The sequence below is a fragment of the Embleya sp. NPDC050493 genome (assembly GCF_044458105.1).
Classification (GTDB): Bacteria; Actinomycetota; Actinomycetes; order Streptomycetales; family Streptomycetaceae; genus Embleya.
Window position 1 is genome coordinate 72,783 of the sequence record NZ_JBITHP010000029.1, and the last position, 24,537, is coordinate 97,319.

The 24,537-nt window shown below is 71.4% G+C and carries 20 protein-coding genes; 13 read left to right on the forward strand and 7 right to left on the reverse strand.

Features of this window, described 5'->3' with window-relative positions:
• Nucleotides 1–281 precede the first annotated feature (281 nt).
• The 5 genes from ACIBM5_RS38095 (at nucleotide 282) to ACIBM5_RS38115 (ending at nucleotide 8,712) form a co-directional block, all read left to right on the forward strand.
• Nucleotides 282–3,650: a serine hydrolase gene (locus ACIBM5_RS38095; protein ID WP_396011308.1), complete on the forward strand. Its 3,369-nt coding sequence runs from the start codon at nucleotides 282–284 to the stop codon at nucleotides 3,648–3,650.
• A 356-nt stretch (nucleotides 3,651–4,006) separates the two neighbouring features.
• Nucleotides 4,007–5,356 carry a M20/M25/M40 family metallo-hydrolase gene (locus tag ACIBM5_RS38100; protein WP_396011309.1) on the forward strand — a complete coding sequence of 450 codons (1,350 nt, stop codon included), beginning with the start codon at nucleotides 4,007–4,009 and terminating at the stop codon, nucleotides 5,354–5,356.
• 134 nt (nucleotides 5,357–5,490) lie between these two features.
• Nucleotides 5,491–7,029 carry a YfcC family protein gene (locus ACIBM5_RS38105; RefSeq protein ID WP_396011310.1) on the forward strand — a complete coding sequence of 513 codons (1,539 nt, stop codon included), beginning with the start codon at nucleotides 5,491–5,493 and terminating at the stop codon, nucleotides 7,027–7,029.
• Nucleotides 7,030–7,243: 214 nt separating this feature from the next.
• Nucleotides 7,244–7,543, forward strand: coding sequence for a hypothetical protein (locus ACIBM5_RS38110; protein ID WP_396011311.1), 300 nt, complete (start codon nucleotides 7,244–7,246; stop codon nucleotides 7,541–7,543).
• A gap of 233 nt (nucleotides 7,544–7,776) precedes the next feature.
• A complete protein-coding gene (locus ACIBM5_RS38115; RefSeq protein WP_396011312.1) occupies nucleotides 7,777–8,712 on the forward strand; it encodes a LysR family transcriptional regulator in 936 nt (311 codons plus the stop codon).
• Nucleotides 8,713–8,877: 165 nt separating this feature from the next.
• Here ACIBM5_RS38115 and ACIBM5_RS38120 read toward each other — a convergent pair whose 3' ends face one another.
• The 4 genes from ACIBM5_RS38120 to ACIBM5_RS38135 all read right to left on the reverse strand — a co-directional run bounded on the left by ACIBM5_RS38120 (nucleotide 8,878) and on the right by ACIBM5_RS38135 (nucleotide 11,795).
• Complete coding sequence (locus tag ACIBM5_RS38120) at nucleotides 8,878–9,609, reverse strand: SDR family NAD(P)-dependent oxidoreductase (protein ID WP_396011313.1); 732 nt, start codon at nucleotides 9,607–9,609, stop codon at nucleotides 8,878–8,880.
• A gap of 102 nt (nucleotides 9,610–9,711) precedes the next feature.
• Nucleotides 9,712–10,482 carry an oxidoreductase gene (locus ACIBM5_RS38125; RefSeq protein WP_391589477.1) on the reverse strand — a complete coding sequence of 257 codons (771 nt, stop codon included), beginning with the start codon at nucleotides 10,480–10,482 and terminating at the stop codon, nucleotides 9,712–9,714.
• Nucleotides 10,483–10,771: 289 nt separating this feature from the next.
• Entirely contained in the window at nucleotides 10,772–10,894 is a 123-nt protein-coding gene (locus tag ACIBM5_RS38130) for a DUF397 domain-containing protein (RefSeq protein ID WP_396011314.1), read from the reverse strand.
• Entirely contained in the window at nucleotides 10,851–11,795 is a 945-nt protein-coding gene (locus tag ACIBM5_RS38135) for a helix-turn-helix domain-containing protein (protein WP_396011315.1), read from the reverse strand. Before ACIBM5_RS38135 ends, ACIBM5_RS38130 begins: the two co-directional genes overlap by 44 nt.
• Before the next feature lie 118 nt (nucleotides 11,796–11,913).
• Between ACIBM5_RS38135 and ACIBM5_RS38140 the strand changes: the two genes are divergently transcribed.
• Together ACIBM5_RS38140 and ACIBM5_RS38145 are read left to right on the forward strand one after the other, a co-directional pair.
• Nucleotides 11,914–12,183 (forward strand): hypothetical protein, encoded by a 270-nt coding sequence (locus ACIBM5_RS38140; RefSeq protein ID WP_396011316.1) that lies wholly within the window; start codon nucleotides 11,914–11,916, stop codon nucleotides 12,181–12,183.
• A complete protein-coding gene (locus ACIBM5_RS38145; protein WP_396011317.1) occupies nucleotides 12,167–12,370 on the forward strand; it encodes a hypothetical protein in 204 nt (67 codons plus the stop codon). The genes ACIBM5_RS38140 and ACIBM5_RS38145 overlap by 17 nt, the downstream gene beginning before the upstream one ends.
• Before the next feature lie 638 nt (nucleotides 12,371–13,008).
• Here ACIBM5_RS38145 and ACIBM5_RS38150 read toward each other — a convergent pair.
• Both ACIBM5_RS38150 and ACIBM5_RS38155 read right to left on the reverse strand, forming a co-directional pair.
• Nucleotides 13,009–14,706 (reverse strand): flavin monoamine oxidase family protein, encoded by a 1,698-nt coding sequence (locus ACIBM5_RS38150; RefSeq protein WP_396011318.1) that lies wholly within the window; start codon nucleotides 14,704–14,706, stop codon nucleotides 13,009–13,011.
• Between the two features lie 247 nt (nucleotides 14,707–14,953).
• On the reverse strand, nucleotides 14,954–15,649 hold the full coding sequence (locus tag ACIBM5_RS38155) for a TetR/AcrR family transcriptional regulator (protein ID WP_396011319.1): 696 nt from the start codon (nucleotides 15,647–15,649) through the stop codon (nucleotides 14,954–14,956).
• A gap of 209 nt (nucleotides 15,650–15,858) precedes the next feature.
• Here ACIBM5_RS38155 and ACIBM5_RS38160 point away from each other — a divergent pair, with 209 nt between their 5' ends.
• From ACIBM5_RS38160 to ACIBM5_RS38185, 6 genes are all read left to right on the forward strand, one after another.
• The gene (locus ACIBM5_RS38160) at nucleotides 15,859–17,541 is read left to right on the forward strand and encodes an amidohydrolase (RefSeq protein WP_396011320.1); all 1,683 of its coding nucleotides are present in this window, start codon (nucleotides 15,859–15,861) and stop codon (nucleotides 17,539–17,541) included.
• Nucleotides 17,542–17,747: 206 nt separating this feature from the next.
• Nucleotides 17,748–19,403, forward strand: a complete 1,656-nt coding sequence (locus ACIBM5_RS38165) for an ABC transporter substrate-binding protein (RefSeq protein ID WP_396011321.1) — start codon at nucleotides 17,748–17,750, stop codon at nucleotides 19,401–19,403.
• Nucleotides 19,400–20,431, forward strand: a complete 1,032-nt coding sequence (locus tag ACIBM5_RS38170; protein WP_396011322.1) for an ABC transporter permease — start codon at nucleotides 19,400–19,402, stop codon at nucleotides 20,429–20,431. The genes ACIBM5_RS38165 and ACIBM5_RS38170 overlap by 4 nt, the downstream gene beginning before the upstream one ends.
• Nucleotides 20,428–21,306: an ABC transporter permease gene (locus ACIBM5_RS38175; protein WP_396011323.1), complete on the forward strand. Its 879-nt coding sequence runs from the start codon at nucleotides 20,428–20,430 to the stop codon at nucleotides 21,304–21,306. The genes ACIBM5_RS38170 and ACIBM5_RS38175 overlap by 4 nt, the downstream gene beginning before the upstream one ends.
• Nucleotides 21,306–22,307 carry an ABC transporter ATP-binding protein gene (locus ACIBM5_RS38180; protein WP_396011324.1) on the forward strand — a complete coding sequence of 334 codons (1,002 nt, stop codon included), beginning with the start codon at nucleotides 21,306–21,308 and terminating at the stop codon, nucleotides 22,305–22,307. Before ACIBM5_RS38175 ends, ACIBM5_RS38180 begins: the two co-directional genes overlap by 1 nt.
• A complete protein-coding gene (locus ACIBM5_RS38185; protein ID WP_396011325.1) occupies nucleotides 22,304–23,179 on the forward strand; it encodes an ABC transporter ATP-binding protein in 876 nt (291 codons plus the stop codon). Before ACIBM5_RS38180 ends, ACIBM5_RS38185 begins: the two co-directional genes overlap by 4 nt.
• An 18-nt stretch (nucleotides 23,180–23,197) precedes the next feature.
• Here ACIBM5_RS38185 and corA read toward each other — a convergent pair whose 3' ends face one another.
• Nucleotides 23,198–24,271, reverse strand: coding sequence for a magnesium/cobalt transporter CorA (gene corA, locus ACIBM5_RS38190; protein ID WP_396011326.1), 1,074 nt, complete (start codon nucleotides 24,269–24,271; stop codon nucleotides 23,198–23,200).
• Nucleotides 24,272–24,537: the final 266 nt, after the last annotated feature.

Here is a 24,537-nt window from a genome sequence, read left to right on the forward strand (position 1 = left end):
CCCGGTCCGCGCTTGGTGGGACGGCACCGAAAGCGGGGGCGTCCCTCGTCCGAGCCTACGAAGTCCACCGTGTTCGCACCCGGCTAGCGTCAGGGCAGCGCCGCGAGAGACTTCGACACCCCCGACGAGCGCCGGCACTCTCCGCTGCGGTCACCCCGCGCCGCGCGAGGTTCGGTTTCGGTGTCCATCGAAGCCTCGCAGCCCCGGTTCTCGCCGGGCGTTCCCGGTCCCGGACCGACCGGAGCGGCGACCGGGACGGGCCGACCAGGATGGAGAAAGCCATGACACGACGTCTGCGTCTGGACGATCTGAACGCGATCGCACTGCCCGAGCAGCCGGTGATCTCCCCCGACGGCACCCGGGTGCTCTACACCCTGGTCGGCGTCGATCCGCAGGCGGACCGCAACGTGCGCTCCCTGTGGCAGGTCGCCACCGCGGGCGGCGAGCCGGAAAAGCTCACCGAAGGCCCCTCGGACAGCACACCCGTGTGGTCGCCGGACGGCACCCGGGTGGTGTTCCTGCGCGCGGTCGACGGCCCGCCGCAGCTGTGGGAACTGCCGCTCGACGGCGGCGAGCCACGCCGGCTGACCCGACTGCCGATGGGCGCGGGCCAGCCGGTGTGGAGCCCCGACGGCACCCGCCTGGCCTTCGGCGCCGTGGTCGACATCCATGCCGTCGCGGGCGAGGACGAGTCGGCGAAGGCCGCCCGGGCGAGCGCGCCGATGGTCATCGACCGCCTGGACTACCAGGTGGACGGCGTCGGTCTGCTGGGCACCCTGCGCAAGCACGTGCACGTGCTGGACCTGGCCTCCGGCGAGGTCACCCGGGTCACCGAGGGCGACTGGCACGCGAGCGACCCGACCTGGTCGCCGGACGGACGACGACTGGCCTACGGTGCGGGCCCGGGCCCGGACACGGACCTGACCATGCAATCCGCGGCGTACGTCCTCGACCTGTCCACCCCCGGTGCGACGGCCGTTCGCGTGGGCACCGCGGACGGCATGGCCGGCTGGGTCGGCTGGACCCCCGACGGCGAATCCCTGCTGGTGTTGGGCGCCGAGCACACCCGCACCGGGCACACCCGCCTGCTGCGCGTCCCGCTGGCCGGCGGCCCCACCGAGGACCTCGCCGGGGCGCTGGACCGCAACGTGATGCCGGGCGGTGCCGGTTACCCGGGCGCGTTGCCGCAGGCCACGCCCGAGGGTCGGGAACTCCTGTTCTGCATCCGCGAGGCCGGCAACACCCACCTGTACGCGCTCGACCTGGCAAGCGGCGGCACGCGCCTGGTGCTCGGCGGTACCGGCCGGTCCGTCTCCGGCCTCTCCGTGCCCACCACCCCCGGCCCCGTCGCCACCGTGCTGTCCACCCCCTCCTCGTACGCCGAGGTCGTCCTGGTTGACCCGGCCGACGGCACCGAGCGGGTGCTCACCGCGCACGGCGCGCAGTCCCTGCCGGACGTCGAGCTGTACACCCTGGTCGACCGCCGGTTCACCCTCGCCGACGGCACCGTCGTGCACGGCCGGCTGCTGCGCGACCCGAAGACGACCGGTCCCTCGCCGGTGCTGATGGACATCCACGGCGGCCCGCACAATGCCTGGAGCGGCTCGGCCGACCCGGTGCACCTCTACCACCAGGTGCTGGCCGAGCGCGGCTGGACCATCCTGCTGATCAACCCGCGGGCCAGTGACGGCTACGGCGAGGAGTTCTTCGCCGCCACCGTCGGCGCGTGGGGCGAGATGGACGCCGCGGACTTCCTGGAGCCGCTGGACGAACTGGTCGCCGAGGGCATCGCCGACCCGCAGCGCCTGGCCGTCGCCGGCTACAGCTACGGCGGCTTCATGACGTGTTACCTCACCAGCCGCGACCGGCGTTTCGCGGCGGCCGTCGCGGGCGGCGTGGTCAGCGACCTGACCAGCCTGGCCGGCACCTCGGACCTCGGCTCCTACATGTCCCGGGCCGAGTTCGACGGCACCCCGTGGGACGCACCCGAGCTGTACGCGCGGTCGAACCCGTTCGCCAAGGTGGGCGACGTCGACACGCCCACGCTGATCCTGCAGGGCGGCGCCGACGTGCGCTGTCCGCTGGGCCAGGCCCAGCAGTGGTTCTCCGCGCTGCGCGAGCGGCACGTGCCCACCCGGATGGTGCTCTACCCCGAAGGGTCGCACCTGTTCATCCTCTCCGGCCCGCCCTCGCACCGACTGGACTGGAACCGCCGGATCGTCGATTGGGTCGAGCAGTACGCCGGATCCGCCGGCCGCGTCCGGCCGGCCGCACTGGACGCCGCGCACTGGCAACGCCGACTGGCCACGCTGGCCGAGCGGCACAGGATCCCGGGGGCGACCCTGGGCATCCTGCGCGTCGACGAGCACGCGTCGGACGATCTGGTCGAGGCCGCGTACGGTGTGCTCAACCTGAACACCGGGGTCCCGGTGACCACGGACTCGGTGTTCCAGATCGGCTCGATCACCAAGGTGTGGACCACGACGCTGGTCATGCAACTGGTCGAGGACGGTCTGCTGGACCTGGACCAGCCGCTGAGCGAGGTGCTGCCGGAACTGCGGCTGTCCGACCCGGAACTGGTCAAGCAGATCACTATGCGCCACCTGCTCACCCACACGAGTGGCATCGAGGGGGACCGGTTCATCGACACCGGACGCGGTGACGACTGCCTGGCGAAGTACGTGGCGACCCTCGGCGACGCGACGCAGGTGTTCCCGCCCGGCGGCGCCTGGTCGTACTGCAACTCCGGCTTCACGCTGGCCGGACGGGTGATCGAACACCTCACCGGCAAGACCTGGGACCAGGTGTTGCGCGAGCGGCTGAGCGGGCCGCTGGGCCTGGAACACACCATCACGCTGCCCGAGGAGGCGCTGCTGCTGCGCGCCGCGGTCGGCCACGTGTCCGAGGACGGCGGCAAGCCGCAGGTCGCCCCGGTGTGGATGTTGCCCCGCTCGGCCGGACCCGCCGGGCTGATCGGTTCCACCGCGGCGGAGCTGCTGCGGTTCGCCCGGCTGCACCTGGCCGACGGTGCGACCGCCGACGGCACCCGGCTTCTGGGCGCCGAGCACGCCCTCGCGATGCGCGAGAAGCAGGTCGAGGTGGCCGACCTGTCGGTCACCGGCGCCTCGTGGGGCCTGGGCTGGCACCGCTACGAGTGGGACGGCCACGAGGTGTTCGGCCACGACGGCGGCACCATCGGGCAGTTCGCCTTCCTCCGGACCATTCCCGAACTGGGCCTGGCGGTGTCGCTGTTGACCAACGGCGGGGACGCGCCGGAACTGTACGAGGACCTGTTCCGGGAGATCTTCGCCGAGGTCGCGCAGGTCGCCCTGCCCGAGTCGTTCAGCCCGCCGGCCGAGCCGCCGGCCGTGGACGTCGAGCGCTACGTCGGCGTGTACGAGCGCGCCATGCAGCGCGCCGAGGTGCGCACGACGCCCGAAGGCCTGGTGTTGCGGATCCAGCTGACCGGGGAACTCGCGGACACCCTGCCCGACGCCGTACAGGAAGTACCGTTGGTTCCGGTGGCCGAGGATCTGTTCGCGCTTCGCACGCCCGGATCGACGATCTGGCGCGAGACGACCTTCGGCACCTTCGAGACGGGCGAGCGCTACCTGTTCGTGAACGGTCAGGTCACGCCGCGGGTGAACTGACGGCTGTCCCACCCGCTCCCACCCACGCCGCCTCCGGCACGGAGGCGGGCAGGATCACCGCGTTCCCCCCGTGACGCGGTGCCGGCCGGTCCCCCGTCTCGCCCCGTGCGAGACGGGGGACCGGTTTCGTCGTTTCGGGGCGGCCACTCCCGGTGCGGCGAGACCAGCGCGGCGAGCAGCCCCGAGGACGGATGCCGGCCGGCGCGACCAGATCCGCCGTCAGGGCCTACCGCCACCCGGGTGAGCCTCCGCCGGCGCCGCGCGGCGTGCCGTTCGTTGCCCCCCGATTCGGGCGAGCATGGGTCGGGCGACGCGATCGGCGCACCGTGCCCGGCGCGCGGTTAGGGGCATGACGAATGGACGAGCTGACCACACGGGTCGACGGCATGCTCGACGAACTCTGCGAGGACCTGCGGCGGCTCACCCGGATTCCGTCGATCGCATTCCCCGGCCATCCGCCGGAGCCGGTGCGGCAGGCCCACGACATGCTGGCCGGGCTGCTGCGCGAGGCCGGGGTGCAGGATGTCGCCGCACTGCGGCTGCCGGACACCTCGCCGGTGATCACGGGTCATATCCCGCCCCCGCACCCGGATGCGCCGACCGTGCTGCTGTACGGGCACTACGACGTGCAGCCCGCCGGGGACGAGTCGTTGTGGACGACGCGGCCGTTCGAGCCGACCGACGTCGACGGCGCGATCCACGGGCGCGGGGTGGCCGACGACAAGTCGAACCTGATCGTGCACCTGGGCGCGCTGCGGGCCTTCGACGGGCGGCCGCCGGTGGGGATCCGGATCGTGTTCGAGGGGCAGGAGGAGTACGGCAGCGAGTTCGACGACTACCCGCAGGCCCACCCGGACGAGTTCGCGTGCGACGCGATGGTGATCGCCGACATGGGCAACGTCCGCCCGGGCACCGGCACGCTGACGGTGGCGCTGCGCGGGGTGGTCGAGGTGATCGTCGAGGTGCGCACCCTCGAAGAGGCCAAGCACAGCGGCAACTTCGGCGGGGCGGCGCCCGATGCGCTGTTGGTCCTGTTGCATGCCCTGGCCGCGCTGCACGACGCGAACGGCGACGTGGCGGTGCCGGGCCTGCGCCGCGAGCAGTGGGCGGGCGGCGGTTGGGACGAGGAGGAGTTCCGCCGGCTGGCCGGGATCCGCGAGGGCATGCCGCTGATCGGCACCGGAAACCTGGGCTCGCGCCTGTGGTCGGGACCGGCGATCACGGTCGTCGGCCTGGACGCGCCCTCGGTCGAACGAGCCGCATCCGCCGTGGTGCCGGCCGCCCGGGCCAAGCTGAACATGCGTTGCCATCCGGCCCAGGATCCGGCGGAGGCGCAGCGCCTGTTGATCGAATTCCTGGTCGGGCTGAGGCCGTTCGGGGTGCCGCTGCGGGTGACCCAGGCCGGCGTGCCGGGGTCCGGGTTCGCCGCGGCCACCGACGGGGTGGCCTACCGGGCCGCGCACGAGGCGCTGCGCACGGCGTGGGGCGCGGAGCCGGTACACGCGGCGGCGGGCGGATCGATTCCATTGGTCAACAGCCTGGCGGCGGCCCAACCGAACGCGGAGATCCTGCTGTTCGGGGCGCAGGACAGCATGTGCAACCTGCACGGGCCCAACGAACGGGTGCTGGTGAGCGAATTGCGCGACGCGGTGGTGGCGGAGGCCGCGTTCTTCGCCGCGTACGCGAAGCGCTTCGGGCGCGACTAGTGCCTGTGGCGAACGGCCTTGTTCGATAGGGGCGTTCGCCGTCGGAGTCGGCCCCGCGGAGGTCCCGTCGACGGGGCGCGGCGCGGGTTCGCCGGCCCACCCTCGGATTCTTCAGCAGCCGCAAGGAGCAGCGCGTGAGCACCGATCAAGCCTCGACGCAGGCCGAGGACGAAGCGCCCCCGCCCAAGCGCGGCTTCCGCTTTCCCAGCGCGCTGACCGTGCTGGCGATCGTGACGATCGCGGTGTGGGCGCTGACCTTCGCGATTCCGGCCGGCCAGTATCAGCGCGGCGAGGACGGCAAGCCGGTCGCGGGCAGCTACCACCACACCAAGTCGCCGGAGGACTTCGTCCAGCGGCTGAACGACCTGTTCCTGTCGCCGGTCAACGGCCTGTACGGGATCAAGGACACCCGCAGCGGGCAGGTCGCGCCGGACAACACGGGCGATCTGTACGGCAGCGCGGCGGTGTTCCTGTTCGTCCTGGCCATCGGAGCGTTCATCACCGTCGTGTTCGCCACCGGCGCGCTGGACCGCGGCATCGCCCGCCTTGCGCATCGGCTGCGGACCCGCGGTGTGGTGCTGATCGCGGCGATCATGACGGTGTTCGCCATCCTCGGCTCGGTCGAGGGCTTCGCCGAGGAGACGCTCGGGTTCTACGGACTGATCGTGCCGTTGATGCTGGCGCTGGGCTACGACCGGATGGTGGCCACCGGCACGATCATCCTGGGCGCGGGCGTGGGCGTGTTGTGCTCGACGGTCAACCCGTTCGCGACCGGGGTCGCCTCCTCGGCGGCGGGGATCTCGCTCGGCGACGGCATCGTGCTGCGGTTGCTGATGCTGATCGTGTTGACCACGGTGACCATCCTGTACGTGGTGCGGTACGCCCATCGGGTCAAGGCCGATCCGTCCCGTTCGTTGGTGGGCTTCCTGCCGGGGGACCGCGAGGCGGCCGACGCGGCGACCACCGACAGCGAGCCGCCGCCGCTGACCCGGACCCATCAGGTGGTCCTGGTCGCGGTGACGATCACGTTCGTGTTCATGATCTTCTCGATCATCCCGTGGGCCCAGGTGCTCAGCGGCGACGCCGACGCCGCCGCCTACGGCTGGGAACTGGACTGGTCCTTCGCCCATTTGGCTGCGCTGTTCTTCGTGGCGGCGGTGATCATCGGGGTGTTGGCGCGGCTCGGCGAACAAAAGCTCGCGGAGACGATCATCCAGGGCGCGGGCGACTTCGTCTCGCCGGCGCTGATCATCATGCTGGCCCGCGGCGTCACCGTCATCATGAACAACGCCCAGGTCACCGACACGGTCCTGCATTCGATGGAGGGCGCGGTCTCCGGCACGTCGTCGGCGGTTTTCGGCTTGTTGATCTTCGGCGTCAACCTGCCGCTGGCCTTCCTGATCCCGTCCACGTCGGGGCACGCGACCCTGGCCATGCCGATTCTGGCCCCGCTGGCCGATTTCGCCGACGTACCGCGTGCGTTGGTGGTCACGGCGTGGCAGTCGGCGTCCGGATGGATGAACCTGTGGGTGCCGACGACGGCGGTCGTCATGGGTGGCGTGTCGTTGGCGAAGGTCGGTTACAACCAGTACCTCCGCTTCGCGGCGCCCCTGTTGGCGATTCTCTTCGTCCTGATCTGCGCCTTCGTCGCGTTGGGCTCGGGGCTGTCCTGACCCGGCGCCCGGCCCCGGGTTCTCGATCGCGGGGGTCGTTTTCGTAGCACGGGCCGGGTACCGCAGCCAGTGGCTTTCGTAGCCGCGATCGGCAACTTTGGCCGGCTTACCGCTGCGCCGGGTCGTTGCGATCGTTGACTCGCTCCGGTGCACCCCGCGCAGGGCAGCCCTTCACGGGCATTCGTGCAATGTCGAAAAAGGGGACCGACTCCTCATGAGAATCCGTCGAATCGCCACTGCCATGGCACTCGCCGCCGCGGCGGGACCCCTGTTCGTCCTGGCCGTCGGAACGCCGGCGGCGGGCGTCGAGCCCGTGCCCTTGACCAAGACAAGGTGCGACGCGCAATGGAAGGCCACCTATTGGGCTGTCGGCGCTTCCCTCGCCACGACCATGTACTACCAGTGCATGCAGGGGGACATGCAGGTGAACAGCTTCCCGCCCGTTCCCGAGCTGAATCCGGTGACCATCGATCCCACGTGGGGAACCCCCACTCCCGTTCGGCCCCGTCCGTAGATCCACGTCCGCCGGGCGACATCTCCGGCTGACCGGCCTCCGAACATCGCCCTGCGGGACTCCACCCCGGAAACCCGCAGGGCGACAGGTGGTTGCGCGGTCCTGCGACGAGGATCGACTCCGGCCGTGTCCTCGGGAATCTTCACTGGTGGAACCGGGTTACTTGGCTTTACGACGATTACCGCGCCTACAACGGGTGGAGCGCGGTCACCGCAGGGAGGGGACGGGAGCCGATGAGCCTTCGTCAGTTCGAGTACGCCCTGGCGGTTGCCGAGGAGGGCTCGGTGACGGCGGCGGCGGAGTTGCTGCGCGTCGCCCAACCATCGGTGTCCCAGCAGATCCGCGGCCTGGAGCGGGAACTCGGCGTGGAGCTGTTCGCCCGTACGCCGACCGGACTGGTGCCCACCACGGTCGGTCGCGCGTTCCTGCGGGAGGCGCAGGCCGCGGTGAACGCGGCGCGGCGGGCGCGGGCGACGGCGCGGGCCGGCGCCGAAGAGCTGGTCGGCGAACTGGTGGTCGCGGTACAGATGGGCTTCGGCACACGGCAGCTACCGGGCGCGCTGGGCGCGTTGCGTCGCCGCTTTCCGCGGGTGGAGGTCACCGTCTTCGAGGAGACGAGCAGCGCCGAGCTGGAGCGGCTGTGCCGCCGGGGCGTACTGGACCTGGCCCTGATGGCGGCGTGCGAGCGGAGCCCTGCCGACGCCCACCACCTCGGCGACGAGGAGTTCGTCGTGGTGGCGGCCGCCGGACACCGGCTGTTCGGCGCGGACCGGGTCGAGCTGCGCGACCTGGAGGGGGAGCCGTGGGTGAGGTTCGACCGCGACAGCGCGCTCGACGGCGTGCTGCTGAACGTGCTGCGGAACAACGATCCGACCCCGACCACGGTCGCCCGGGTGTCCCAGACGGCGACGGCCGTGCGCTGGGCCGCCCACGGGCTGGGGGCGACGCTCGTCCCGGCCTCCGCGGTGCCCCACGGCTACGAGCACCTCGTCCGCCCGGTGTCCCCGGTCGTGTCCCAGCCCGTCATCGCCGTGCTTCGGTCGAACGCGGGCCCGGCGGAGACGGCGCTGCTCGAACTCCTGCGCCAGGAGACCTGGTTCGAGGCCGCCTCCCCGTCCGCTTCCTTGGACGAGAGGGCACCCGCCATCGAACTGTCTCATTCGACCTGACGGATACCCCCGGACCGGCGCGAAGTGGGTTGTAAACCCCGGGTGGAGGCCGCCGAGGCCGCCGCCACCGCGCGGGCGCTCGAACACTGAACCCGGCATCGGCGTGAGCCCGGCCGGTGGCCTCCTCCCGCGGCGCCCGGCCGCTCGCGCGGAGGATCGCCCCGACTAGAAAACGGTGCCGCCGGCGTCGACGTGGATCGTGGTACCGGTGATGTAGCCGGCGCGCGGAGAAACAAGGAAGCAGATCGCCTCGGCGATCTCGTGTGCCCGGGCCGTGCGCTTGAGCCCCAGAGCCTTGGCCACGCCCTCGTTGCCCTCCTCGCCCCACTCGGCCAGCACGCCTTCGGTGCGGGTCGGACCGGGAGCGACGCTGTTGACCCGTACGCCGCCGTCGGCGAACTCCGCCGCCCAGGTACGGGTCAGCGAGCCCAGCGCAGCCTTGGACGCACTGTAGGCCGAGGCACCGGGGGAGCTCTTGAACGCCGCAAGCGAGGTGACGTTGACGATGTTGCCCTCGCCCTTCCCGAGCATGTGCGGTACGAGCGCGGCGACCAGGAAGTAGGCGCCGCGCACATTGGTGTCGAAGATCCGCTCGTAGTCCGCCACGCTCTGTTCGACGGTGAGCGAGGTGGGGAAGGCGCCCGCGTTGTTGACGAGGATGTCGATCGGCCCGCTCCGCCGGGCCAGTTCGGCGACCGAGTCCAAGTCGGCCAGGTCGGCCGGGACGAATCGGACCGCGCCGTCCTCCTGCGCGGCGTGCGCCGCGTTCTCGCCACGCCGGCCGTCGCGGCCGGTGATGACGACTTCGGCGCCCGCACGGGCCAACAATCGAGCGGTTGCCAAACCGATGCCGGAGGTGCCGCCGGTGACCAGAGCGGTCTTGCCCTGCAATTCCATGTCGTGTGACCTTTCGTGATGCCTTGGGCGTGGGGAAGGACCGTCGACGACGCCCGACCGGATTCCTTTTGCCAAAACCGCGTTTCGGGAATGCGGGCGGTGTCAGCCCCGGGGGAATTCGCCGCCGTCCACGACGAGATTGCTGCCGGTCAGCCAGCTCGCCCGCTCGGACATGAGGAACAGCACCGCGTCGGCAATGTCGTCGGGCCGGCCGTCGCGCCCCAGTGGGGGTGTGGTGGTGTCCTGTCCCGGCCCCGAGTCCAGGCGCGCCCACTGCTTGCGCGTTTCCTCGCCGCCGGGGGTGGTCGTCCTGCCGGGAGACACGGTGTTGACCCGGATTCCGAAGGGGGCCAACTCCGCGGCCAGTCCCCGGCTGTAGTTCTCCAGCGCCGCCTTGGCCGCCGTGTAGTGCAGGAACGGTGGTGCCACGGTGGGGACCGCGGCCGAGGAGACGTGCACGATCGCCCCCGAACGCCGTTCGCGCATCCCCGGTGCCAGGAGCGCATCGAGCCGCACCGACGCCAGGAAGTTCAGGTCCAGCGCGTCCTGCCACTCCTCGTCGGGGATGGCCAGGGCGCCCCGGTACGGTCCCGCCCCACCCGCGTTGTGGACAAGGACGTCCACCCCGCCGAGCACCTCCTGCGCGGCTGCGGCGAGCGCCTGTGCGCCGGCCCGTGTCCGCACGTCGGCCTCCACGAAGGCGGCCCCTTCCGGCACGGTGCCCGTCGCCGACCTGGCGGTCGTGAGCACCTCGGCGCCGGCGTCCAGGAGGCGGCGCACGACGGCCGCTCCGATTCCGCGCGAACCACCCGTGACCAGGGCGCGCTTTCCCGCGAGTTCCTGCGTTCCCGATCCGTTTTCGATCGTGGTCATGCCACCGGTCCTCTCGATTGCGTGTTTGTCCGCTCGACGGAAGAAGGATCGACGTGCGCAGAGCGCGAATCTTGGAAGAATTCGCGGTGCGGTTTGCGGTACGCACCTCGTCGAGCGGTTTCACGGTAGGTCGGGAAGAGAAGGCGAGGCAAAGACGAAATGTCAGCAGGGGCTATAGGGGATGCCTATGGCACCTCGGCCCGACGCCGCGTTGGGCTCGGGCCCGACGCGACGACGACGGGCCCGGCGCCGAGGAGGCGGCCGGGCCCGTGGGGGCGAACCGATGGCGTCAGGCGCGGAGCGACGCGGTGAGGGCGGACCACGAGGCCGCGCCGATTATGAGATGGCCCGCGTTCGGACGCTTGCTGTCACGAACGGGGACGATGCCTGGGAAGTCGTCGGCGACCTCCACGCAGTTTCCGCCGGTGCCGTTGCTGTAGCTGGACTTTCGCCAGCCGTAGAGCTTGGGCTGAGCCTGGGATGCGTGCACGGTCCAGGTCCTCCAAGGCTTCTCGGATCATGTCCATGGACATCCCTAACGGTAGCGCTTTTGCCCGCTGCCGTTCATGGATTGCGGAGTATTGCCCGACCTCGTCCGGATCCTCGATCAGACGGCCATCTTCCGCACCCTCGGTGTAGGCAACCTTGCGCTTGTCCGGCGCCGTCAGCAACGTCAAAGCGCCCCCCATACGAGGGAAATTGCCTTCACTGAAGGGCAGGATCTGGAGACTGATGCGCTCGTTGTGCTCGGTTGCGAGCAGCCGTGCGAGCTGCTCACGCATGATGTCCGGTCCGCCGATTGGTCTGCGAATGACAGCTTCGTTGAGGACTACCCAGAGGTAAGGCGCGTCCGGGCCGTCTAGTCTTTCCTGTCGACCCAATCGGGTGAGTAGTCGTTCTTCTAGATGAGCCTCATCCCGAACTGTGCGAGCCGACCGTAGCAGCGCTCGTGCATAGCCTTCCGTCTGGAGTAGACCCGGAATGAACTGGTCGAGGTACGTGTGGATTTCGACAGCACTGCCTTCGAGTTCCATGAGTGGTTGTGACCACGTGAGAAACATGCGGCTGTTGCTGTGCTTCCACAGCTCGGCGAGGAGCCCACCTGTGTTGAGTTCGGCATCCAGAGCCATAGCGTTCGCCAGTGTCGGTGGGTGCCCTGTTCCTCGTTCGATCTGATTCAGCCGGGTGCTACTCAAGCCGTACATGGCACGCGCGAGTTCGGCTTGGCGGTAGCCGGCGGCCTCGCGGAGTGTTGCAACCATGCGCCCGAACAGTTCTCCGATCGACGCCCCTTCCTGGGTCCCGTCGCTCATGGATCCCCCCTTTACGGCAGGTCACGTAAACGCTGGCGGCTATTGCAGCCTAGGCGTCCGGTCGATGCTTGTTCACAGAGTGGCCGAATCAGTACTGGCGGCAACCGAGAGGACAGGTATGCCCACTCCCGAGAGCTACCCCGAAGATCCCCGTGACTGGACCACGGACCACGTGGCCCGCTTCTGGAAAGCCAACGCCAAACGCGCGGTCCGTTGTGAACTGTCGGGCAGAAGCGGCACGTTCGCCGCGGTCATCAACCTCCAGGCGTTCGTCCGGCTCCCGGGCGGCACCGAGTTCCGGACGCGCTGCGGGAACCTCCGGGTGCTGGAGGACGAGGTCGCCGCGCCCGGGTCCGCAAGGGGGAGCGGCGATGTATCGCGAGGGTGACTGGGTGGAACCGGCCAACGAGGCCGCGCGCCGGGTGCGTCACCCCGGGCAGATTCTGATGGCGCAGCCGCTCCCCGACGGGCAGCAGACGCTCACGGTGCAGCCTCCGGGCGGACGGGTCGCCTGGGCCATGCCCTCCGACAGCGTTCGCCCGGCCGAGCCGCCCGCCCGGCAGCCCGCCCCCTGAACCGCCGCACCTCGGCCACTGGCCTGGCCGGGGTGCGGCACCAACTCCCGCACCCTCACTCGCAGAAGACGGAATCGGAGGTACACCGATGAGCGCCGGCGACACACTCGATCGCATCGGTAGCAAGGTGAAGCACAGGGACGAGAGCCTGCGAAGGACACATCCGCCCGGGGTGATCGAGCACATCGACCCGGACACCGACCGGGTTCACGTCCAGCCCTTCGACCCGACCCGCCCCGCCTGGACCGCCGAACTCGCACTGGTGGAACCGGACGACGCCATCTGGTATCCGACCGACGGGCAACGCCCCGCCAGATCCATGGCGTTCCCCATTCCCCCCGGGCACGCGCCCCACGCGAGTACGGGTGCTACCGCCTGTGAGCCCCGACGCCGGGGTGCCGGCCCGGAGAGGTCGGCGGCGGCGCGGGCGCGGCGGGTGACCACCCGGGGAAGGTGGTCACCCGCCGCACCGGGTCGCCCGGACCGCGGGCGTGATCGTCCTCGGTCCGGGCGATCGTCGTGACCACGTGGCCTGATCGCTTGCGGGCCGGGCAACCGGCGTGCCGACCCCGGCGCCGTCGATGCCGCCGCTCCTCTCGGGGCGGGGCCGTACGACGCCGACGTCGACCCGGCCATCCTCAGATCTGGCAGGCGATCTCGTCCGCGGCCCGCTCCCCGGAGGCCACCGCCGCGTTCAGGGTGGAGTTGTCCACGTCGGTGTGCTCGCCCGCGAAGTGGATCCGGCCCTCCTGGACGCCCTCGTAGCCGGCGATCGAGGTGTACTGACCGACGCGGTAGTAGTGGTAGGCGCCCAGCGACCAGGGATCGAGCGACCAATGGTCCTCGTACGCCTTGCCGTTGTACGCCGCCGTGGTGCCCGGGAACAGATGCTCGATCTGTCCGTGGAACCACTGCACGTCGGCCGCCGGCGCCGGGCCGTGTGCCGCTCCGGTGAGGGTGTTGCGGGCGACGTTGCCGCCGGGGAAGTTCACCAGCAGGGCCGGCGCGCCGTTCTCGCCCAGGTGCACCGAACCGTCCCAGGAGGTCTGGTAGCCGGCCGGGCCGGTGTTGCTGATGCCGTTGCCGCCGACGGCGGGCCAGGTCTTGCGGGTGAGCTGGGTGACGATCTTCGCGTTCTGCCCCATGCCCTGCTCGCGGATCGCCTTGAGCTTGAGCGCGGACAGGCTCGCCCCGGACAGGTCGACGTTGCGCAGCGTGCTGAACGGCAGGGCCAGCACGACGTGGTCGGCGGTGACCGAGACCGTGCTGCCGGCGTGGTCGAACGTACAGGTGTAGCTGCCGTTGGCGTTCTGCCGCAGCGCGACCAGTCGGTGGCCCGGTTTGACGGCGCCGGCCGGGAGTTCCGCGACCATGCCGCTGACCAACTGGTCATTCCCGCCGACGAGATGGTACTTCTCGTCGAAGCCGCCGCCGGCGAATACCTCGGAGGAGCCGAGGAAGCCGATCAGGCTCATCGCCGAACAGTCGCCCGGTTCGCCGCCCGATTGCAGTTGCAGCGACTGGATCAGTTGGCCGAGCCGGGAGCCGGCCGGCAGCCCGATCTCCGCGAGGTAGTCCAGGGCGGACATGCGGTCGAGTCGACGCGCCTCGGCGGTGAAGTTGTTGTAGCGGGGTGTCCCGGCGGCGGCGTACGAGGCGCTGAACGCGCTGTAGGCGTGCGCGATCCAGTCGTCCTGCTGGGCGACGCCGTCGTATCCGGCGCCGTCGATCCACGCCTTGTAGTCCCCGGTGGCCAGCGCGCCGCCGGCGGCGACCTCCTTGTTCAGGCCCAGTCGGCGGGAGAGCGCGAGGATCTCGGTGTCGGTCGAGCTGATGAACGCGCCGCCGTGCTCGTGCACCTGGCCGCCGGCGAAGTAGCCGCGCAGGGACCGGCATCGGCCGCCCAGGTGGGTGTCGGCGGCCTCGTAGACGGTGGCGGCGACGGGCGTGTGACCCGTCCACAGTCGATGCGCGCAGCGCAGTCCGGCCAGACCCGCGCCGACCACGACGATGCGCGGTGCGCCGACCGGCGTGGCCGCCGAGGCGCGCGCGGGGGCGAGCAGTCCGCCGGGCAGCGTGGCGGCGACGGCCAACGCGCCCGCGCCACCGAGGAGTCGGCGTCGGCTGGGGCCGGCCGCGGCCTCGCGTTCCTCGGCGCGGCGGGCCCGCTCGCGGCGGACCGCCTCGGCCCGCTCGCCGGCCACCTCGGCCACGGGCAGGCCGCGCCGACGGGCCTCGGCGTGGGTGGCGAAGACGGCGCGCAGCGGTGCGGGCAGCCCGGCGCGGTCGACGGTTCGGGTGGGGGAAGTGCGTGGGCCGGAAGGTTCCTTGGGCATGAAATCCCTCGTCTCGGGATCGTGGCGACAAATGCCGAGCGGTGGTGTTCGCCTGTCACGGGCGAACGCGGCCGGTTGCGGCAAGAGGACCCGGACCGGTCGGCGTCGAAGCCCGACCTGTGCGATGGGACGAGAGTGAAGCGTCTGCGCATCACTGATGTCAACAGTGTTGCGCAGACGCTGTGGAAGAGACCTTCGGGCGTTGCGAGGGTGATGCGGACCCGGCCCGTCGACGCGGGCGGGGGTGTCAGCTCTCCCGGACGGCGGCCGCGCGCTGCGCGATCGCGGTGATCAGCGCCTCCACCCGGACGTGGAAGACCCGGTCCTGCGACACCTCGGCCAACTCCGCGCTCAAGCGGGTGATGTGCGGGAATCCCTGCCTGTCCACCAGTCGATACTCGACGTTCCAGGCGGACTCGTCCGACGCCCGGACCTCGGGATCGAACAGCAGGTAGGCCGCGCGCTGGCCGACGTACGCCAGCAGCGAGTCGCCGACCATCCGGTAGTGCAGGACCGCGTCGGCGCCGTCGAGGCCGGCTTCGGTGACCATCCCGAGGATGAGTTCGACGACGCGGAACTCGTTGGGGCGTCTGGTGGTGCGGCTGGCCATGGTGGAGGCGACCACCGGGTACTTCAGCGCGACCGCGAGCGAGCCGTCGGCCAGCGCGCGCAGTCGATCCCGCCAGTCGAGGCCGTCGGGGATGCTGTCGAGCACCTCGCCCAGCGTGCGGTCCGCGACGGACAGCAGCAGCTCGTCCTTGTCGCGGAAGTGCCGGTAGATCGCGGTCGGGTCGGTGCCCAACTCCTCGCCGAGACGGCGGATCGTGAACGCGTCGGAGCTGCCCCGCGCCGCGATGCGCAGGCTCGCGTCGATGATCGCCTCGGGGGTCAGCTGGGTGCCGGTGCGCTTGCTGCGGACTGGGGTTGCGGGTGGTTTCGGCATGGTGAGGTCAGTGTATCGATTCGATCGCCGGAATGCGCATCACTGTTGACAACGCTGTTGCGCTGCCGTTTCACTCCTCATCTCGGCACGTTCACCGGCGGCACCCGAACGGGGCCGACCCACGGCATGCCGCCGCGCTCACCGCCGCACGCGGACACCGAGCCGACATCCGCCAACCGGACGAATACACCGACCCAGAGGACGCGTTGATGGGGACCACCCGGCCCAGGGCCGACACCGTTTTTGTAGGAGGCAGGGTCTTCACCGCGACCTCGCCCGCCCCGATCGACGCCGCGGTCGCGATCCGAGACGGTCGGATCCTGACCGTCGCCGACGAGCACGCGGTACGCGAACTCGTCGACGCCGACACCGAGGTGGTCGACCTCGCGGGCGGCCTGCTGATCCCCGGATTCCAGGACGCACACGTGCACCCCGCGGTCGCCGGCGTGCAGATGGGCCGCTGCGACCTGGCCGGCCAACGCTCCGTCGACGGCTACCTCGCGGTGATCGCCGCGTACGCCGACGCCCACCCCGACGCCGACTGGATCTGCGGCGGCGGCTGGTCCATGGACGTCTTCCCGGGCGGCATCCCCACCCGGGCCATGCTCGACGCGGTGGTCCCGGACCGACCGGTACTGCTCACCAACCGCGACGGCCACGGCGCGTGGGTCAACAGCCTCGCGCTGACCCTGGCCGGCGTCGACCGGGACACCCCCGACCCGGCCGACGGCCGGATCGAGCGCGAACCCGACGGCACGCCGGGCGGCACGCTCCAAGAGGGCGCGATGGACCTGGTCGGCGACCACGTACCGACGGCCACCCCCGACGAGGCCCTCACCGGCCTGCTGGTCGCGCAGCGCCACCTGCACGGACTCGGCGTGACCGCGTGGCAGGACGCCATGATCGGCGTCTTCCCCGGCAACCCCGACAACTTCGACGTCTACCTGCGCGCCGCCCGCGACGGCTCGCTCACCGCCCGGGTGGTCGGCGCCCTGTGGTGGGACCGCGAACGCGGCCTGGAGCAGATCCCGGACCTGGTCGAGCGCCGGCGCACCGGGTGCGTGGGCCGCTTCGCCGCCACCACCGTGAAGATCATGCAGGACGGCATCGCGGAGAACTTCACCGCCGGGATGCTGGAGCCGTACCTGAACCGATGCGGCTGCGCCACCGCCAACTCCGGCCTCAGCTTCGTCGATCCCGCGCTGCTGGCCGAAGCGGTCCGCGAACTGGACCGGCTCGCCTTCCAGATCCACTTCCACGCCCTGGGCGACCGCGCGGTCCGCGAGGCCCTGGACGCCCTGGCCGCCGCCCGTGCCGCCAACGGCCGCAACGACAACCGGCACCACCTGGCCCACCTCCAGGTCGTACACCCCGACGACCTGCCCCGCTTCGCCGCGCTGGAGGCGGCCGCGAACATCCAGGCGCTGTGGGCGGCCCACGAACCGCAGATGGACGACCTGACCATCCCGTTCCTGGGCCCCGAACGCGCCGCGCTGCAATACCCGTTCGGTGATCTGGCCCGGGCCGGCGCCCGGCTGGTCGCGGGCAGCGACTGGTCGGTGAGCAGCCCCGATCCGCTGTGGGGCATCCATGTCGCGGTCAACCGGACCGTGCCGCACGACGCCCCCAACGCACCCGCCGACCGGGCCCCGCGCAAGCCGTTCCTGCCCGAACAGGCGCTGACCCTGGCCCAGGCACTGACCGCCTACACCGCGGGCAGCGCGTGGGTGAACCACCTCGACGACGTCACCGGCACGGTCGAGGCGGGCAAATACGCCGACCTCGTCGTGCTGGACCGGGACCCGTTCGCGGGCCCACCCGAGGAGATCGCCGCCACCCGGGTCCACCGCACCTACGTCGAGGGCCGCCCGGTCTTCATCGCGGGCGACTGAACCGCACGCCCGACCGGGCCGCACGACCGATGACCGACCGGGCGGCGCGACCGACCGGGCGGCGCGACCGACCGGGCACCACGACCGACCGGGCACCGCGACCGATCGGTAGCACGACCGACCGGGCACCGCCGCCGACACCGCGACCGATCGAGCACGACCACGCCACGCCCGCCCGCCACGCCCCCATCTTCCGGAGGAAGACGATGCCCGCACCCCGTACCGGACGCCCAAGACGCCTCCGCCGCATCGCCCTCGCCTGCGCCCTCGCCGCGACGCTGGCCGCGAGCGCGTGCAACGGCGGCAGCGGCAAGCCGGCCGCATCCGGCGACCGCGCCTACGAGTTGACCGCCAAGACGGCGCCCGGCGCCCCGATCGACTCCTTCACGTGGTCGCTGTTCGGCGAGCCCGCGTCGATCGACTACGCCTACGCCTTCGACTACCCGCCCAACCAGATCCTCGCCAACGTGTGCGAGAGCCTGCTGCGCTGGAACCCGGACCTGACCACCTCGCCCGGCCTGGCCAGTTCCTACACCAACCCGACGCCGACCTCGTGGGTCTACGAGATCCGCCCCGGCGTGCGCTTCCACGACGGCACCGCGCTGACCGCGGACGACGTGGTCGCCTCGCTGCGCCGCAACCTCGACCCGGAGGTCGGCAGCTACTGGGCCTACCCGTACCGCAACGTGCAGTCGGTGGACAAGAGCGGCCCGATGCAGGTCACGGTCACCCTCAAGACGCCGGACTCCGCCTTCAACAAGTACCTGGCCGCCAGCCCCGGCACGGTCGAGTCCGCGGCCACCCTGGCCAAGGCCGGCAAGGACTACGGGAACCCGGCCAAGGGCGTCAACTGCACCGGCCCGTTCGCGTTCTCCTCCTGGACCGCGGGCCAGTCGATCGTGCTCAAGCGCTTCGACGACTACTGGAACCCCGAGCTCAAGGCCAAGTCGGGACAGGTGAAGTTCGTCTTCCTGCCGGACGCCACCACCCGGGTCAACGCCTTCCAGACCGGCGAGGTGGACGGTGGCTGGATGGTTCCCGCCAACTCCTACGGGCAACTGCGCAACACCCCGGCCGGCAAGCTCTATTTCGGCCGCAACACCACCGTCGCCGACGAGGTGGTCGGCAATCTCCAGGGCCCGCTCGGCGATGCCCGGGTCCGCCAGGCACTGCTGATGGCCATCGACCGCAAGGGCATCGTCGACGCCGGCGTCGGCGGCATCGGCCGGGTGGCGGACTCGCTGGTCACCGACGACGTGTGGGCAGGCGCCCCCGGCCCGGTCCGGGACGAGCTGACCAAGACCACGCCCACCTACCCGTACGACGTGGCCAAGGCGAAGGAACTCGCGGCCAAGGCGGGGGTCAACGGGCAGAAGATCGTGATCGCCACCAGCCCGCTGGACTCGCAGACCACGATCATCACCCAGGCCGTCGCCCAGGCCGCCACCGCCATCGGGCTGAAGCCGCAGATCGACACCATCTCGCCGGAGAAGTACTCCTCGCTGTTCACCGATCCCCAGGCGCGCAAGGGCATCGACCTGTTCCTGACCTTCTGGTACACCTCGATCACCGACCCGTTGGACATGTACGGCTCATTGCAGACCGGCGCGTTCAGCAACTACGGCAGCTGGTCGAACCCGGAGTTCGACGCCGCGGTGAACCAGGCCCTGGGCGCCCCGGACCCCGCCGCGCAGTCCGCCGCGGCCGCCCGGGCCCAGCAGATCGCGCTGCGCGAACTGCCGTGGCTGCCGCTGTACACCTCGCCGGTGAGCGTCTTCCTCGGCAAGCGCATCACCGGCGTGCAGCCCTCCATCGCCTACCTCTACTACCCGTGGGCCGCCGAGATCGGGGCGAAGAGTTGACCCTCGCATCCTCGACCGAGGCGACCGTGCCCGCCGCGACCCGCCCCAGCGGCGGGCGCGGCGGGCGCGGCCCGGCGCTCGCCCTGGCCGCGCTGCGCCGCCTCGCCGGCATGGCGACGACCCTGCTGGTCACCTCATTCCTGGTGTTCTCCTCGCTCTACCTCGCCCCCGGCGACCCGGTGAGCTTCCTGGTCAAGGGCCGCAGTCCCAGTCCGCAGGAACTGGACCTGATCCGCGAGCAGTACGGCTTCAACGACCCCTTCCCGGTGCGCTACTGGCACTGGCTGGAGGGCGTGTCGCAGGGCGACTTCGGCCGCTCGTACCTCTTCCACCAGGGCGTCGGCGACGTGCTCTGGTCCCGACTGCCCGCCTCGCTGCTGCTGATCGGTGTCTCGATGCTGCTCATCGCGGTGTTCGGAGTGGGCGCCGGGATCGTGGGCGCGCTGCGCCGCGGGACCTGGGCGGATTCGACCGTGCTGCTGATGGTCACCGTCGGCGCCGCGGTGCCCTCGTTCGTCGCGGCGATCCTGCTGCGCTCGGTGTTCGGCGTACAACTGGGCTGGTTCCCGACGTTCGGCAACGGCGAGGGCGCGCTGGACCGGCTGCACCACGTGGTGCTGCCCGCGATCGCCCTCTCGGTGACCTTCACCGCGCTGGTCACCAGGGTGACCCGGACCGCGATGCTCGACGAACTGCGCCGCGAACACGTCGAGGTCGCGCTCAGCCGAGGCATTCCGCGGCGCAGCGTGATCAGGCGACACGTGCTGCGCAACGCGCTCGGACCGATCGTGACCGTCTCGGCGCTGCTGGTCTCCGGAATGTTGGTGAGCACCGCGCTGGTGGAGACCGCGTTCGGGATGGCCGGCGTCGGTTCGCTGCTGGTACAGGCGGTGAGCCAACAGGACTTCCAGGTGGTGCAGGCCATCGTGCTGCTCGTGGTGGCCGCGTTCGTGCTGATCAACGCACTGGTGGACCTGCTGTATCCGCTGATCGACCCGCGGGTCGCGGCACGAGGGAGCGCCCGATGAGCGCCGGCACGCTTGATTCCACAGCGGCGCCGGCACGCCGCGACCCGCTGCGCCGACTCCGCCGGCTCGGCGGCTCGTGGCTGGTGAACACGTGCCTGGGGATCCTGGCGGTGTTCCTGCTGGTCGCCCTGGCCGCACCCTGGCTGGCTCCGCAGGACCCCAGGTTCGGTTCGCTGTCGGAGACCTTCGCCGACCCGGGCGCCGGCCACTGGCTGGGCACCGACCAGGGCGGCCACGACACCTTCTCGGCGCTGATCGAGGGCACCCGGACCAGCCTGTTCGGACCGCTCGCGGTGGTCGTCTTCGCCACCGTCGCGGGCATCGCCGTCGGACTGTTCAGCGCGTGGCGCGGCGGCTGGGTCGACGCGGCCATCGGGCGCGTGCTCGACATCCTGTTCGCGTTCCCGGCGCTGCTGCTGGCGATCCTCGCGGTCGCCCTGTTCGGCAAGGGCCTGACCGCGCCGGTGCTGGCCATGGCCATCGCCTACCTGCCCTACACCGCCCGCCTGGTCCGCGGCCTGGCCGCCGCGGAGAAGTCCAGGCCCTACATCGCCGCCTACCGGGTACAGGGCCACTCGCCCGTGTTCGTCTCGGTCCGCGGCCTGCTGCCCAACATCACGCCCACCGTGCTGGCCCAGGCCACGGTCAACTTCGGCTACGCGCTGCTCGACCTGGCGGCGCTGTCCTTCCTGGGCCTGGGCGTACAACCGCCCACCCCGGACTGGGGCTCGATGATCAACCAGGGGCAGTCCGCCGTACTCCAGGAACGACCGCTCTCCGCGATCGTGCCGGCGGTCGCGATCGTGCTGGTGGTCGTCGCGTTCAACGTCGTCGGGGAACACCTCGCCGACCGGGTCGCGGGAAGGGACGCCTGATGACACTGCTCGACATCGACGCGCTGAGCGTCACCCTGCCCGGCATGGCCCGCCCGATCCTGGACCGGATCGAACTGACCGTGGCCGCCGGTGAGACCGTGGCCCTGGTCGGCGAATCCGGCTCCGGCAAATCGGTCACCGCCCGAGCCGCGCTCGGCCTGTTCCCGGCCGGCGCCGACCCGACCGGCCGGGTCCGGGTCAAGGGCATCGACCTGGTCGGCGCCGATGCCGCGCGGCTGCGCGAGGTGCGCACCGGGCTCGCGGCGATGATCTTCCAGGATCCCCGGGCCGGGATCAGCCCGGTGCGCCGGATCGGCGACTTCCTGACCGAGGCGCTGCGCCTGGTCGGCGGGTGGTCCCGGGCCCGGGCGGACGCCCGCGCGGCGGAACTGCTCGCCGCCGTCGGCCTGCCCGACCCCGAGCGCCACCTGCGCCAGTTCCCGCACGAGATGTCCGGCGGCATGCTGCAACGCGTGATGATCGCCGCGGCCCTGTGCGGAGAACCTGAGCTGCTGCTGTGCGACGAGCCGACCACCGCCCTGGACGTCGCCACCCAGGCGGAGATCCTGGCCCTGCTGGGACGCCTGCGCCGCGAGCGCGACCTGGGCCTGTTGCTGATCACGCACGACATCGAACTGGCCGCCGCCTCGTGCGACCGGATCTACGTGATGTACGCGGGACGGATCGTGGAGACCGCGAGCGCGGCCGAACTGTTCACCCGGCCGCGTCACCCCTACACCGCCGGACTGCTCGGCTCGTCCCCACCGCTGGAGGGCCCGCCGACCCGGCTCACCCCCATCCCGGGCGCGCCGATGAGCCTGCTGGAGTCCGCGACCGGCTGCGCGTTCGCGCCGCGCTGCCGGTTCGCCGAACCGGGCCGCTGCGACCAGGCGCCACCCGCCCTCGAACCGCGCGGCACGGGCCGGGTCGCCTGCCATCGCGCGGACGAACTCGGCTCACCCGTGCTCGCCCACCTCGCCCCGGACTCGGAGGACCGTTGACCACCGACGTCACACCCCCTGAAGCGACACCCCTGATCGAGGTCAGCGGCCTGCGCAAGACCTACCGCACCGGCACGAGCGAGGTGGTCGCCGTCGCGGACCTGTCCTTCTCGCTGCCGGTCGGCGGCGCGCTGGGCCTGGTCGGCGAGTCCGGATCGGGCAAGACCACCACGGCCCGGATGTTGCTCGGCCTGGAACGCCCCGACGCGGGCCGGATCGTGGTGCGCGGCACCCCGTTGGCCGAATCGGTGCGCGGCCGGGCCGCCCGGCTGGCCCGGGCCAAGGCGGTCCAGATGGTCTTCCAGGACCCCTACCTGTCGCTGGACGGCCGGTTGACCATCGGTGCGACGCTCGACGGCGTACTGCGCCTGCACGGGGTACGCGATCCGGCCGCCCGCACCGCGCGGGTCGGCGAACTGCTGGCCCAGGTCGGCCTGGGCCCCCGGGAGGCCGCGACCCGGCCGCGCGGGCTCTCCGGCGGCCAGCGCCAACGTGCCGCCATCGCCCGGGCGCTCGCGGTGGAGCCCGCGCTGCTGGTCCTGGACGAGGCGGTCTCGGCGCTGGACGTCTCGGTCCAGGCACAGGTGCTCAACCTGCTCGCCGACATCCGCCGGGACACCGGCATCGGACTGATCTTCGTCAGCCACGACCTGGCCGTGGTCCGCTACCTGTGCGACGAGGCGCTCGTGCTGCACCGGGGCCGCACCGTGGAGCACCGACCCGTGGGCGACCTGCTCACCGCGCCCGCGGACCCCTACACCCGACTGCTGCTCGCCTCGATCCCGCGCCCGGGCTGGGACCCGGAGCGGATCGCCCGGCAACGCCGCGAACTGCCCGCCCCGACCGCGGGCGGTGCGGTCCCGAGCGGGTGAGGGGGGCGGCCTCCGGGGTCACAACCAGTCGTTGCGCCGGAACGCCCGGAACATCAGCACGCACGCGGTGACCATCACGGTCAGGACGGCCGGATAGCCGTACGTCCACTTCAGCTCGGGCATGTGCTCGAAGTTCATCCCGTAGATTCCGACGATCAGCGTGGGGACGGCCAGGATCGCCGCGATGGCGGCGATCTTGCGCATGTCGGTGTTCTGCCGGACGGTCACCCCGGCCAGGCTGGCCGAGAGGATGCCGTCCAGCAGTTCGTCGAACGCGGCCAAACGTTCGCGGACCTGCGCCAAGTGGTCGGCGACGTCGCGCAGGTAGGCGGCGAAGCCGGTGCCGACGCCGGGCAGGGTGCCGGCGGTGAGCCGCTCCAGCGGTCGGGCCAGCGGCAGCACCGCCCGCTTGAACTCGATCAGTTCGCGCTTGAGTTGATAGATCCGCTCCGCGTCGTTGCTCGGCCGGGGCGAGAACACGTCGACCTCCAACCGCTCGAAGTCGTCCTCGACCTTGTCCGCCACCCGCAGGTAGTCGTCGACGACCCGGTCGGTGATCGCATGCACGACCGCGGCCGGGCCGTGCGCCAGCGTCGCCGGGTCGGCCTCCAGCGACTGGCGCAGCTCGACCAGCGGCGGCGCGCTGCCGTGCCGGACCACCACGACGAACTTCTCCCCGGCGAAGAGCATGATCTCGCCGGTGTCGACCACCTCGCTGGTGGCGGTCAGCGTGTCGTGCTCGACGTAGACGATGGTCTTCAGGACCAGGAACAGCGTGTCGTCGTAGTACTCCAGCTTGGGCCGCTGATGGGCCTCGACCGCGTCCTCCACGGCCAGCGGATGCAGGTCGAACGCGTCGGCGACGCCGGCCAGGTCCTCGGCGAGCGGGGCGTACAACCCGATCCACACGAAGGTGTCCTCGCCCGCCTGGGCCGCGTCCAGCGCCTCGCTCAGCGGCACCCGACCCGGGCGCCGCACGCCCTTGTCGTACAGCGCGCAATCCACCACCACGGGAGCGCGCGAAGCCCCCGCCTCGGGCGTGGGTACCGCGCCGCCGTGCCGGAACCGCCTGGCCGTGCGCCACGAGCTCATGGTCCTACTCCCGTATCGAGGGTGTCCCCGCCGATGGTAGGCGGCGCCCGCGTCTGCGGTGCGGGCAGCGGCGGATCCGGCCGCCCGGGGGGTGCCCACCACACCCGGCGGCGACGCCCCCGTCGACCCGGGCCGTCGGCGGCGGCGTCGCCTACGTTGCCTGCCGTACGTCGGGTTTCCGAGCCGGCGTCGACCGAGGAGGCAACCGGTGCGGCACCAGCGGCCGGTCCGGCACCGTGCGCCCCGGACCGATGGGCCGTGGGCGC

Coding starts and splice junctions, on each gene's coding strand:
- ACIBM5_RS38095 (WP_396011308.1), top strand. CDS start 282: ATGACACGACGTCTGCGTCTGGACGATCTGAACGCGATCGCACTGCCC.
- ACIBM5_RS38100 (WP_396011309.1), top strand. CDS start 4,007: ATGGACGAGCTGACCACACGGGTCGACGGCATGCTCGACGAACTCTGC.
- ACIBM5_RS38110 (WP_396011311.1), top strand. CDS start 7,244: ATGAGAATCCGTCGAATCGCCACTGCCATGGCACTCGCCGCCGCGGCG.
- ACIBM5_RS38115 (WP_396011312.1), top strand. CDS start 7,777: ATGAGCCTTCGTCAGTTCGAGTACGCCCTGGCGGTTGCCGAGGAGGGC.
- ACIBM5_RS38120 (WP_396011313.1), bottom strand. CDS start 9,609: ATGGAATTGCAGGGCAAGACCGCTCTGGTCACCGGCGGCACCTCCGGC.
- ACIBM5_RS38125 (WP_391589477.1), bottom strand. CDS start 10,482: ATGACCACGATCGAAAACGGATCGGGAACGCAGGAACTCGCGGGAAAG.
- ACIBM5_RS38135 (WP_396011315.1), bottom strand. CDS start 11,795: ATGAGCGACGGGACCCAGGAAGGGGCGTCGATCGGAGAACTGTTCGGG.
- ACIBM5_RS38140 (WP_396011316.1), top strand. CDS start 11,914: ATGCCCACTCCCGAGAGCTACCCCGAAGATCCCCGTGACTGGACCACG.
- ACIBM5_RS38145 (WP_396011317.1), top strand. CDS start 12,167: ATGTATCGCGAGGGTGACTGGGTGGAACCGGCCAACGAGGCCGCGCGC.
- ACIBM5_RS38150 (WP_396011318.1), bottom strand. CDS start 14,706: ATGCCCAAGGAACCTTCCGGCCCACGCACTTCCCCCACCCGAACCGTC.
- ACIBM5_RS38155 (WP_396011319.1), bottom strand. CDS start 15,649: ATGCCGAAACCACCCGCAACCCCAGTCCGCAGCAAGCGCACCGGCACC.
- ACIBM5_RS38160 (WP_396011320.1), top strand. CDS start 15,859: ATGGGGACCACCCGGCCCAGGGCCGACACCGTTTTTGTAGGAGGCAGG.
- ACIBM5_RS38165 (WP_396011321.1), top strand. CDS start 17,748: ATGCCCGCACCCCGTACCGGACGCCCAAGACGCCTCCGCCGCATCGCC.
- ACIBM5_RS38175 (WP_396011323.1), top strand. CDS start 20,428: ATGAGCGCCGGCACGCTTGATTCCACAGCGGCGCCGGCACGCCGCGAC.
- ACIBM5_RS38180 (WP_396011324.1), top strand. CDS start 21,306: ATGACACTGCTCGACATCGACGCGCTGAGCGTCACCCTGCCCGGCATG.
- corA (WP_396011326.1), bottom strand. CDS start 24,271: ATGAGCTCGTGGCGCACGGCCAGGCGGTTCCGGCACGGCGGCGCGGTA.